General features: G+C 26.7%; 10 protein-coding genes. All 10 read right to left on the bottom strand.

Annotated elements, in window-relative coordinates; all coding sequences use genetic code 11:
- Positions 1 to 89: 89 nt before the first annotated feature.
- The gene (locus M4I33_RS12585; protein ID WP_257917122.1) at positions 90 to 1,610 is read right to left on the bottom strand and encodes a GGDEF domain-containing protein; all 1,521 of its coding nucleotides are present in this window, start codon (positions 1,608 to 1,610) and stop codon (positions 90 to 92) included.
- 19 nt (positions 1,611 to 1,629) lie between these two features.
- Positions 1,630 to 3,168 carry a GGDEF domain-containing protein gene (locus M4I33_RS12590; RefSeq protein WP_257917123.1) on the bottom strand — a complete coding sequence of 513 codons (1,539 nt, stop codon included), beginning with the start codon at positions 3,166 to 3,168 and terminating at the stop codon, positions 1,630 to 1,632.
- Between the two features lie 203 nt (positions 3,169 to 3,371).
- Positions 3,372 to 4,544: a cation:proton antiporter gene (locus tag M4I33_RS12595; RefSeq protein WP_257917124.1), complete on the bottom strand. Its 1,173-nt coding sequence runs from the start codon at positions 4,542 to 4,544 to the stop codon at positions 3,372 to 3,374.
- A 157-nt stretch (positions 4,545 to 4,701) separates the two neighbouring features.
- Positions 4,702 to 5,094, bottom strand: a complete 393-nt coding sequence (locus tag M4I33_RS12600) for a hypothetical protein (RefSeq protein ID WP_257917125.1) — start codon at positions 5,092 to 5,094, stop codon at positions 4,702 to 4,704.
- 96 nt (positions 5,095 to 5,190) lie between these two features.
- Entirely contained in the window at positions 5,191 to 7,794 is a 2,604-nt protein-coding gene (clpB, locus tag M4I33_RS12605) for an ATP-dependent chaperone ClpB (protein ID WP_257917126.1), read from the bottom strand.
- 249 nt (positions 7,795 to 8,043) lie between these two features.
- A complete protein-coding gene (locus tag M4I33_RS12610) occupies positions 8,044 to 9,294 on the bottom strand; it encodes a helix-turn-helix domain-containing protein (protein ID WP_257917127.1) in 1,251 nt (416 codons plus the stop codon).
- 19 nt (positions 9,295 to 9,313) lie between these two features.
- A complete protein-coding gene (locus M4I33_RS12615; protein ID WP_257917128.1) occupies positions 9,314 to 10,615 on the bottom strand; it encodes a helix-turn-helix domain-containing protein in 1,302 nt (433 codons plus the stop codon).
- 231 nt (positions 10,616 to 10,846) lie between these two features.
- Positions 10,847 to 11,023 carry a hypothetical protein gene (locus tag M4I33_RS12620; protein WP_194189701.1) on the bottom strand — a complete coding sequence of 59 codons (177 nt, stop codon included), beginning with the start codon at positions 11,021 to 11,023 and terminating at the stop codon, positions 10,847 to 10,849.
- Positions 11,024 to 11,098: 75 nt separating this feature from the next.
- On the bottom strand, positions 11,099 to 11,749 hold the full coding sequence (locus tag M4I33_RS12625; protein WP_257917129.1) for a ribonuclease H family protein: 651 nt from the start codon (positions 11,747 to 11,749) through the stop codon (positions 11,099 to 11,101).
- Positions 11,750 to 11,764: 15 nt separating this feature from the next.
- Complete coding sequence (locus tag M4I33_RS12630; protein WP_257917130.1) at positions 11,765 to 12,871, bottom strand: YkvA family protein; 1,107 nt, start codon at positions 12,869 to 12,871, stop codon at positions 11,765 to 11,767.
- Positions 12,872 to 12,899 lie beyond the last annotated feature (28 nt).

Below are 12,899 nucleotides of genomic sequence, written 5' to 3' on the forward strand. Positions count from 1 at the left end.
TCTCCTTCCTAAAACTAAAAGATTTACTAAAACAATTATACTATAAATATATACTTACTTGTTAAAATTAACTATATTTTAATTATCTACTAACAAATATATTTATGTATGAAGTTATTTTTTGAATCTCCCTTCACTTTATACATAAGCCTATCACATTCTTCTATATATTTATATATACTTTTTTCAAACATTCTACTTTTTTCAATAGTCAAAGAACCTGTAGATACACTTATATCATATTTTGAGTACCTACTTACACTTAATCCATTTATATTCTTATGAATATATTTTATAAGTTCTAATCCTTCCCCAATATCATTGTGTTCAAAGAAAACTATAAACTCATCTCCGCCAAATCTTATTAAGCTTCCTTTATTTCGTAGTAAACACTCAAGGTTTGATGACATTTCAACTAATACTCTATCTCCAAATATATGTCCCCTAGTGTCGTTTACTAATTTAAAATTATCTAGGTCCATAAAAGCTATAGTAAAGAATTTCTTTCTAAGCCTATCTGCACTAAAACTATCTAAATAAAGCCTGTTAAACGCGCCAGTTAGTCCATCCTTTACAGATTCAACTTTAAGTTCTGAAATTTCTTCACTTAACTTACATATTTTATTTTTTCTATTTAAAAGATTCTTTTTAAGTAAAAGTTTTTCACTTATATTGTTTATAGTAAAGTTCATTAAACTTTGCTTTTCTTCATTAAACCTTTTACTTTCTCTTAAAAATACACTGATACATATATCTTTTGAAATATTTTTTATATATCCTTTATTGTAAATATCCTCTATACCTCTTAATAAAATAAAATCATTTCCATATTTAATTGAATCTTTTATTATTTCTTCTAAAAAACCTATTATAAATTCCTTTTCCTTATATCCGTCTAAAAGCTTAAAAAATACATATTTATATCTTACTCTTTCAACATCATAATTTGTATTCTCCATTAAATATTTATAACTCTTTTCTCCGAGTTCTAAATTTTTATAAGCTAGAGCTTTATAAAGCTCCATTATATTTTTATATTTTTTTAAGACAAAACTATCCTTAACCTTTTTAAAGGATATCTCTTTTTCTATCTTTTCTCCTAAATTAAGTTTATTATTCTTATAATATATAGTTGCTATCGTTATAAGCGATAAATTATATATTTCATTATTAGCTATCTTTTTATATTTAGATATATCAATATTATCTAATATTTCTATTGATTCTTTGTGCATTCCATAAAAAGAAATAACATAGCTTATATTTATTAAAACAGAGTAAGTTAAAGCCCTATTTTCTATAAGACTTGCTTTTTCTAGTGCAGAATAAAACCAAACTATTCCATCTAGCATCATGTTATTTCTGCATTTTATTTTCCCCATCTCTATATAAGCTTCAATAACCTTTTCTTCACTTTCTAAATAGCATATAGCACTTTTTATAAGCTCCTCAGCCTCTAAAAACTTTTCTAAATTAGATAAGGCTATTCCTTTTAAAAACATTTCTTCGCCCTTATCTAAAAATATCTCTTTATTTTTTATGGTGCATAGCATTTCAGTTGGTCTTAAAAAAGATTCAAATATTAACTTTTCAAAATTTTTATATTCCATAAATAAAACCTCATAACATCTAACTTATTACTTCATATCTAACTTGATTTTTTCCATCTTTTTTACCAAAATACATAAGTTTATCACACCTATTTAAAATACCTAAGGAATTATGTATTTTTTTATCTTTTGGATTTATAGTTACTGCACCTAAAGATAATGTTATTCTGTATCTTTTTATGTCTTTAAAAACATCAATATCCGTAATACATTTTCTTATTTCTTCTGTAATACTTATTCCATCTTCTAAAGTATCATGCTCATATATTATTAAAAACTCATCTCCACCATATCTAAAAACCTTTCCAAACTCTCCAACAACTAATTCAAATTGCGTAGAAAACTGAACTAAAGTTTCATCTCCAAAAAGATGTCCTAATATATCGTTTACTAATTTAAAGTTATCTATATCTATCATTATAAATGTACACATTTCTTTTGTTAAAAAATATTCTTTATTTAAAAAGTTGTCTAAATATTTTCTATTAAATGCATTAGTTAAAATATCTTTTGCATTTATATCTTCTAAGCTATTTTTTAATATTTCTAAACTCTTCTTTTTAAGATCTTCTTTATGCTTTTCATTATAAAGGTCTAACTTTTCTTTAATAGATTTTATATTAGCTCTCATAAGCTTCTTTTTTTGTTTATACTCCATCTTTTCTTTTTCTAATAAAACTTCTATAATAATTTCATTTTCTATATTATCTTCAAATCCATAAAGTATCATAGTTTCGAGTATTTGAACCTTTTGCATTGTGTTATTATACTCTCTTGAAATAACAAAAGCTTTATTTAAAAAATCTCTTGATGATTCTTCATCCTTTAGCTTTTTGTAGAGTCTAGCTTTTTCTAAGTACGTCCACACCTGTTCTTCATATCTTTTTTCTCTTTCTAAAAGTTCAAGGTTTTTATTTAAATAATAAATCCCTTTTTCGTGAAAACCTACTGAAATATATCTCTCTCCTAATATGTAGTTACCTAATAAATTAAACGCCATAGTATCTAATTTATTTATACTTACGATATCAAAAAATAATTTAGAATAATAATTCCCAAGTTCAGTGTTATTAAAGTAATAATTTAGATAAGATAAATTTGCTATTGCAATTATATAATATAACTTGTCTTTTGAAATATTCTGTAGTGTTAGTTGATTATAGATATATAAAGCTTCATCTTTGTAATTTAAATGTATTAAAATCTCAGAAAGATTTATAAAACACCTTGAAATTAAAGTCTCATTGTTTTGAAGTAGTGCTAATTCTAAAGCTCTACAATAATTAAGAAAAGCCTCAATCAAATCATCTTCATACTGCAAAATCAACCCTAAATCTATATAAATGTTTATCTCAAAAAGTACAGATTCAGTGTTTTCATTAAGTAAACTTTTTAATATATCTTTAGCTTCTTTATAATCTCCTATAAGCATCTTTTCTTTTGCTTTTAAATATAAGTCTTTTAAAGTAGTATCGAAGTCTTTATTTAAACAATCCCCATCGTAAAAGACTTGCATTTTTTTTGTAGTTAAAAGCTCATTTAATATATAGTCGCTCATTTTTTCCACCTTATATGATTTTTTTCATTAATAATTATAACATTTTTTAAGAGTATTTTTGTATTTTAATAACAATATATTTAAATAATATAAGACTTTTACTAATTTTATGTGTTTTTTTCAAATGAATAATATTTTCTATTTAATATAATGTTGGAAACTTAATTTAAGATAAAAAAACTGATCCACTAAAAGTGAATCAGTTAATTTTTAAAGGTAAGTTTTAATAGTATAGGTGTTACAACGGTCGTAAAAACAACAACTATTACTATAGGTGCTAAAAAATACGGATTCATAAGGCCAACTGCCATACCTTTATTTGCAACTATAAGTGCAACCTCACCTCTTGAAACCATACCTACTCCAACTTGGAGGGACTCCTTTGTTTTATAATCAAAAAATTTTGCTCCTAAAAAGCATCCTATAACTTTTGAAGATACAGCAGCTATTAGTAATAATAATGTAAATAAAACTATAGTCATACTCATAGATGTAAGTTCAACCTTTATTCCAACACTTGCAAAAAATATAGGTGATAATAAAATATAGGATAAAGTCTCAAACCTTGCATTTATATATTTAGTTCTTTCTGTATTTGATATTATAAGACCTGCTATAAATGCCCCCGTAATATCTGCTACTCCAAAAAACTCTTCTGCTATAAATGCAAGTAATAAACAAAAAACAAATGAAACTATGACAAACCTTCTCATATCTTTACTATATCTATCTATCCATTTTACAAATACTTTATGAAATAAATATCCAACTATAAAGCAAAATACAAAAAATAATACTATTTTAAATAATACTTCTAATATATCAACAGAAGGGTCAGCCATACTAGTAATTATAGTAAGACCTACAATCCCTAAAATATCATCAATAAGTGCAGCACCAAGTATAGTGTTACCTGTCCTTGTGTTAAGTTTGCCTAGTTCTTTTAATGTTTCTACAGTAATACTTACTGAAGTTGCTGTAAGTATTATCCCTATAAATATATTTTTAAGTAAGCTACTTGTACCATTATAAGAAAGATCTCCTCTATTAAAAAAACTAGAAACTAAAAGGCCAAATAATAAAGGAATTATAACTCCAAATACCGCAACTACAAATGAAACCTTACCTGTTTTTTTAAGTTCTGAAATATCAGTTTCAAGACCTGCTGTAAACATTAAAACGATAACTCCAAGCGCTGCCATTTGCGATATAAACTCTGTTTCGTGAAGAACATCAAGCATCGCAGGACCTAATACTAATCCTGCCATAAGTGCACCAACTACTTGTGGCATCTTAAATTTTTTTGTAACAATCCCTAAAAATTTTGTACTAAGTAATATTATTGCTATGTCAAATAAAAATCTATATGATAGCATAGTAATCCCCCTTTACTCAAACTAAATTTGTAACTTATGCCATTATATTACTTATAGTAATATTTTACAATTTAGTTTTATGCCATTACTTAGAATTAAAAGTAATTAGGTATGCTAACTTTAACTTTTTGACATTTACCTCACTCTTTCACTTAGTTTAAAGAAAGACTGGATTTATATTTTCTAAGATGCTTTTAATCCCAGCTGTATAAATATCTATATTACATTCTTCATTTAAAAGCTTTGAAATTATTTCTTCCTTTTCATCAATTGTTGCAATTTCCATATCTCTTATGTAGTCTATTATATCTTCTATCATATAAATACTTACTCCATCATTTTCAGCCCCAAGAACAAAAGCTATATCCTCAGTAGACTTTTCTTCATACATATCATAATTTGCATATATATTTTTTCTTCCTTGCCTATTTAAATTTTCCATAAAATATCTGTTTATATAAGCCTTAGCCTCCTCATAATCTACAAAACCTTTTCCTTTTCCACTTGATAAAACAGCTAAATAATTATTTTTAGGAACAATATACTCCATAAAATCACCTCTTTTATATATTAAATAAAGGATAGAAATTAAATTTCTATCCTTTACTTATTAATATTTTTATATTTTGAAATGATTTATATGCTATTATTTTTCAGGAGTAATTGTAATATTATCCCCTTCTCCATCAATTTTTACAGTCATACCATATCCTATTTCACCTTTTATTAATTTTCTAGCTAGGCTATTTTCTAAAGTGTTTTGGATATATCTTTTTAATGGTCTAGCACCATAAACTGGATCATATCCTTCTTTAGCTAAGATATGTTTTGCACTTTCTGTAATATTTAATTTAATGTTTCTATCTTCTAATCTTCTTTCAACATCTCTTAAGAAAATATCTATGATTTTAGTTATTCCTTCTTCTGTAAGAGGTCTAAACATAATTATGTCGTCAACCCTATTTAAGAATTCTGGTTTAAATCTTGCTTTCATTTCACCCATTACTAGTTCTTTAGCTGAATCACTAATTCCATCTTTAGTGTTACCATCTAATAGATATTGTGATCCTATATTTGAAGTCATAATGATTATTGTGTTTTTAAAATCTACAGTTTTACCTTTATTATCTGTAAGTCTACCATCATCTAATATTTGAAGGAACATATTAAATACATCAGGATGAGCTTTTTCGATTTCATCAAATAATAATACTGAATATGGATTCCTTCTAACAGCTTCTGTTAATTGTCCGCCTTCTTCATATCCAACATATCCTGGAGGAGGTCCAACTAATCTAGATACAGATTGTTTTTCCATATACTCTGACATATCAATTCTAATCATGCTATCTTCACTATCAAATAAAGTTCTAGCTAAAGTTTTTGCAAGTTCTGTTTTACCAACACCAGTTGGTCCTAAGAATATAAATGAACCTATAGGTTTATTTTCATCTTTAAGTCCAGCTCTAGCTCTAAGGATAGCGTTAGATACAGATTCTACAGCTTCATCTTGCCCTATAACTCTAGCTTGTAATTCTTTATCTAATCTTAAAAGTTTTTCACGTTCTCCTTCTAAAAGTCTAGTTACTGGAATACCAGTCCATCTAGCTAAAACTTGTGATACTTCTTCTTCTGTAACTTCTTCTTTTAATAAAGCACCTTTAGAATTTTCTTTAACTTCTTCTTCTTTTTCTTTTATTTTTCTCTCTATTTCTGGAATTAAGCTATATTGAATCTCTGCAACTTTATTGTAGTCGTAAGCTCTTTCGTATTTTTCAATATCTCCTTTAGCTTCGTCTAATTGCTCTTTTAAATCTCTAAGTTCAATTATATGAGCTTTTTCTTTTTCGTATTTTGCAGACATTTCATCATCTTTTAATTTAACTTCTGCAAGTTCCTTTTCAACTTCTTTTAATCTCTTATTAGAAAACTCATCTTTTTCTTTAGATAAAGCTTCTTTTTCTATTTCAAGTTGGAATTTTTTTCTTCTTACAGTATCAAGTTCAGTAGGAAGTGAATCTATTTCTGTTCTTATCATAGCACCAGCTTCATCTATTAAGTCGATTGCTTTATCTGGTAGATATCTATCTTGAACGTATCTATCTGATAATTTAGCTGCAGCTATTATAGCTGAATCGTGAATTCTTACACCGTGGTGGATTTCAAATCTTTCTTTTAATCCTCTTAAAATTGATATAGCATCTTCTACTGAAGGCTCTTCAACTATAACCGGTTGGAATCTTCTTTCTAAAGCTTTATCTTTCTCTATATATTGTCTATATTCATCAAATGTTGTTGCACCAATGCAGTGTAATTCTCCTCTTGCAAGTAAAGGCTTAATTAAGTTACCTGCATCCATAGCACCATCAGTTTTACCTGCACCAACTATTGTATGAATTTCATCTATGAAAAGAATTATCTTTCCTTCACTTGATTGTACTTCTTTAAGTACAGCTTTTAATCTTTCTTCAAATTCTCCTCTATATTTAGCCCCTGCAATTAGTGAACCCATATCTAGTGAGAATATTATTTTATCTTTTAACCCTTCAGGAACATCTCCATTTACTATTCTTTGAGCTAATCCTTCAACTATTGCAGTTTTACCAACACCAGGTTCACCTATTAAAACTGGATTGTTTTTAGTTCTTCTTGAAAGAATTCTAACTGTTCTTCTGATTTCATCATCTCTTCCTATTACTGGATCTAATTTATGCTCATTAACTAATTTATTTAAGTTTGTACCATACTTACCTAAAGCATCGTAAGTACCTTCTGGGTCTTGAGTTTCTACTCTTTGACTTCCACGTACTTCTTTTAATACGTCCATAAAGTTTGTTTTGTTTATGTTGTAGGCTTTTAATATTTCTCCTACCATTCCCTTATTATCAACTTTCATAATAGCAAGCATAACGTGTTCAACGCTTATATATGAGTCTTCAAATTTTTTAGAAACTTTTTCAGCTTCCATTAAAACTTCTTCGATTCTTCTACTTGCATATACTGGTGCTGCGCCACCATTACTGCTACTTACTTTAGGAAGTCTATCTATTGCGTTTTCAATAGAGCTTACTAAACCTTTTACTGGAACCCCCATCTTATTTAGTAGATTTGGAATCAATCCGTCCTCCTGTTCTACTAGAGCTCCAAATAAATGAATTACATCTAACTCTTGGTTTTTAAATCTTACTGCTAATGAATTAGCATCGTTTAATGCTTGTTGTACCCTTACAGTCATTTTATCTATGTTCATCTAAATTCACCTCATTTTTCGTTTTTATCTATTGATTAAATAATAATCTCTTAAAAGCTGAAAGTCAAAGAAGGTAAAAGTAAATTTAAGACTATATTTAAGGATTTAAATAAATTATCTTTTATTTTCTCCATTTTTCTCGTATTTTATACTTTATTTGACCTTGGTTTTTTGTTCACATTTTTAGTATGTCTTTTTAAAAGAAAATTATAAAAAGGCTAGCACAATCGTGCTAGCCTTTCAGACTTTTTAGTTTCTAGTTTGCATAGCTAAAGTAAAATATCTTAACGAATCTTTAATATCATTAAGCTTATGATACATATTAGCCATATCTAAATATCTTTTATAAAGTTCTTTTTTATTACCACATTTTATTAAAGAGTCTAAAGAAAGATTCATATATAGTTCTGATTCTTTATACTCCCCCTTTTTTTGTAGTAATATTCCTTTTAAATAGTATCCGCGTTCAATTAATTTTATGTCATTTAAACTTATAACAAGGTTTATAGCTCTATCTGATATTTTTTCTGCAATATCATATTTACCATTACTTATAAGTATTTTTATACATTTTATTATTAGTTTTCCAGCTTCAAGTGAATTTTTATCCTCTAAAAGATTTATACTTAAATCTATTAAATCGATAGCTTCTTTTTCTTTTCTTATAGTAAAGTAAGAAGTTGCAAAATCAAGTCTTGCATCTATTGCTTCTATACTATCTACTCCATAGAAAGATAAAGCCGCATCTTGTAATTCTTTATTATCTTTTCCCATAAGTATATCTAGAACATCATTATAATGATAAATACAGCCTTTTAATTTATTACTTGTTACTTTATCAATATTTTCTTTAGCTATACTTAGGTGCTTGTATGCTTTTTCATGATTATTTGATTTAAGATAACACATTCCTTCTTTATAATTTACGTAAACATACTCTTCGTCAGAAATTAAGTTTTCCCTCTCTAAAAGTTCACATAATCTTCCGTAGTATGTTCCAGCTTCCCTGTACTCTAAATTATCGTAAAGATATTCTGCTATATCTTTAAAATAAGTCATAGTCTTTTCTATAGTATTATCTTCCACATATAGGTTATAGTATTCTGGTATAAGATCTGAGATATCTTCTAATTTTCCCTTTATTTTGTATCCATTAAATAATTTATGCATTAATTTAAATGCTAAGTCACCATACCCATAATCTAAAGCGTACTCTAAATTCAATTTCACATCATTCTCAAATGTAGTATTATAGTTTCCCTTATCTATAATATCTATATTTTCAATTATTTGCTCATAAACATCTTTTGCTAAATATGAATAATCTACAGCTAATTTATCTGCAATATATTCTAAGATGTCTTTATCAGCTTTTACCTTTCCATTTTCTATGCAACTCATTTTAGAAATAGAAATTCTATCTGCGCATAATTCCTTTAAAGTTATTCCCTTGTATATCCTTGTACGTTTTATTTTTTCCCCAGTTGAAAGTATCTCCATTAAAATCACCTATTCCACTCTAGTTTTTTAATATGCCAATTTCTTTAAATATGTTTACCCCAGTATCTAAATACTTAGCAGCATCTTCATCATTTTTGTTATCAATGTAGAATTTACCTAACGTTATAGCTAACTCACCTGCTTTTTGGAATAAATCATTTGAATATGCATATCTGTAAGTTGTCATTAAGACATTCTCAGCTTCATTTAGCTTATCTTCAATGATATGCATTCTAAATTTAACTAAATTACATTCAATATATTCTTCTTTTTGCTCATCTCTAAGCATTTCGTAAATCTCATCTAAAACTTCTTTGCAACTTTCAATATTTTTAAGCTTTAGATAGTTTTTACATATATTAATTAATGTATAAATAACACTGTCGTCATTATTTTTCATTTTCATTTCTTTTGCTAAATGATAATGCTTAAATGATTCTTCAATATTCTCAAAGCTATAGAAAAACTCTCCTAAATCATTTTCTATATTAGATATAGTTCTAAAATCGTTAAGTTCTCTGTAAATTTTTAAGCTTCTTTTTGAATACTCAATAGCTTTAGCCAAATCACCACTTTTGTTGTATTCTTCTGATAAAGATAATAAAGTTTTAGCATAATTTTCCTTATCGTTTATTTGTTCAAATTTTTCTTTAGCTAAGAAAGAATAGTCCATAGCTCGTCCTACCTTATTTACCTCATAGTAACTTTTAGCTAAATAAAAATAAATTTTTCCTAAAAGATAATCATCGCCTAAGTTGTTATCCATATAAACCTTCTCAGCTTGTTTTAAATAGCTTGTAGCTGAATGATACGCTTCTAAATCTAGCGTAATAATTCCAAGGTTTAAGAAAGTTCTAACTATCTCGTTGAATTTGTTATTTTTTATAAATATAACATTTGCTGAAAGGAAGTATTGCTGAGCTAAAGCCAGCTCACCTTTCTTTTTGTGAATATCTGCTCTTAAGTAAAGAATTTTTGCTTTTTTATATTCTAAATTATACATTTCAGCATAATAAAGAGCATTTTCTATGTATTTATCCGCTTGTATAAAACTCTTTTCAAGCACGTAAGACTCTGCTATTTGTTCGTAATACATACAAATCTTTTCTGCTTGACTTTCTTCTGACTCCATTAGATATTCAACAGTAATATCTAAACTTTGCGCTAAGTATTCTAATAGGTCCATAGAAGGGTTTGATCTTCCAGACTCTACTAAACTTATTTGTCCTGGAGTAATTCTATCCTTAGCTAAGTCTTTTAAAGTCATATCTAACTGTTTTCTTTTTCTTTTTATTTTTTCTCCTAGAGATAAAATTTCCATATACTGTTCTTCCCTCTTTTTCACTTAATTTTGTTAATACTATTTAAACTTTATTAAATTTCTTGTAATTTTAGATATATTATAACACGTACCTGTAAATATATACAATATTTTTGTTACAACTTGTTAATTTTTTTGAGTTAAAAATTTAATTAGGCAAAATTTTATTAAAAATTTTTTCTAATTTATAAAAAAATTATAGGGCTATTACGAAAATAGCCCTATAATTTTTCATTTCATCATTCCCATTATGTTGTCATATGCATCCTCTGCCACACATTTTATAACTCTTCCTGTTTTTTTCACACTTCTTTGTGTTTTTCTGTCAAGTTGTGGCATTAATAACATTCCAACAGCTGCTCCGGCTACTGTTCCTAAGATTAATCCTCTTAAACCTTTATAACACATAATATAACACCTCTTTTAATTTATTTCATATTTATATTATGTAGCTTATTTAATTTTAATCGTGGTAATAATATCCTAAAGTATTCCTAGTGCTGATTTTGCAAGTTCATCTGCTATATCATTGTATTTATCACCGCTATGACCTTTAACTTTAATAAAGTTTATTTTTATTAATTTAGATTTTTCTTTTATAAATTCGTGATATCCTTTTGTAATATCGTTATTTCTTTTCCACGTTCCAAGTGCCCAAGATTCTATTCCTTGATAATCAAATACAATAGAAACTTCACTATAACCTTTTTCTATCGCAAATTCTATAGCCTTCATAGACCCTAAAACTTCTCCTGAAACATTTCTTAAAGCAATAGCTTTTTCATCAAAACCTACTCCATTATCTTTAAAAATAATTTCACCTTTATCTAAGGCTACAAGCCCGTATGAAAAATTCTCTTTTTCTAAAGAGAAACTTCCGTCTACATAAATAGTTAATCCATTTTCATCTATAAAGCTTTCATTTTTTACTTTTTTAGTATCTTTTATATTATCATTTATTTTTTTACCATTAGAACTTAATACTAAAAATTCTTTAGCCTCATCTAAAGTTTTAAAACTTTTATAAATTGCCCCTTTAAATCCTATAACTTCATTTTTGCATTCTTCCCAAGACCTTAATATCATCGGTACTCCTGATTTACCTTTATAAACAGAATAAAATTTACTTGCCATAACTTATCTCCTTAATTATAGTACGCTTAATTCTTCGATTATTTTATATATCTTATCTATATTTCTAGCTCCTGTAAAATTAGTTATATATTCTAAACCATTTTTTAAAACTAAAATCATTTCATTTTTACCAGACCAATTTTCTATAATTACATTCATAGGAACATCAGTTGCTATTTTATTTAATGCAAAAAATAACACTGCAATATCATCTATCTTACCTACAAGCGGTATATTGTTTGGTATAAGATCGTTTGGACACACTATGTATGCAATAGATGCTGAAACTGCAAGTTTTGTTTTAATGTTTACTCTATCATCTTTTAATAATCTAAGTATAAGTGCTAAAAGATCTGGAACTATAAATAAATAGTCTGAATAAACCTTAGCGTTATTTGGTAAGTTATCTTTTATTTTTTCCCTTGCCTTATCTCTTCCTTTATCATAAAAGTCATTTCTTTCTTTTTGATTTCTTAAAGCTCTAGTTAAATTTAAAGCTTCCTCTTCAAACTCATCTAAAACTTTTTCTTCTATTTCTTCCTCGTTTAAATCTTCTCTTAATACTATATCTGTTACTTCTACATTTTCTATATCTTTAACTTCTTCTTTTACTTCTTCTACTACTTCTTCTTTATTAGCTTCTTTTTTAGTTTTATCTTCTTTATTTAATATTAATCCTAGATTTAAATTTAAGTTATTTACCTTAGCTTCAAGTATATCTTCTTTAATATTAATACTTTCTATATCTAAACTTATAAATTTTAAATCTTTTAAAAGCTCGTCCACATTAACTTCTACTTTATTTTTATTTGCAGAAATTCCATTAGCATCTAAAAAATTTAATCCTATTTTTAGTGCTAAGCTTCTTATCATTCTAATCATTCCAAGCTTATAAACTTTTAATTTTGAAAAATTACATATTATATTATTGTTATTTAATTCTATATTGCTTATTGCACCTTCAAAGTTTACTTTTAATAATTTTTTATAACTGCCCTTTATTAAAATTTCATTATTAATTTCTACATAATCAAGATTAAGACCTTCTATTTTTATAAAGTCATTAATAATACTTAAAACATCACTTCCTTTTAAGTTTACTAATATGCTAGAAACCTCCATTTGTTATACCTCCAAAAATCTATCTATA

The organism is Clostridium sp. LY3-2, assembly GCF_024705715.1.
In the GTDB taxonomy this organism is placed as follows: Bacteria; Bacillota; Clostridia; order Clostridiales; family Clostridiaceae; genus Clostridium.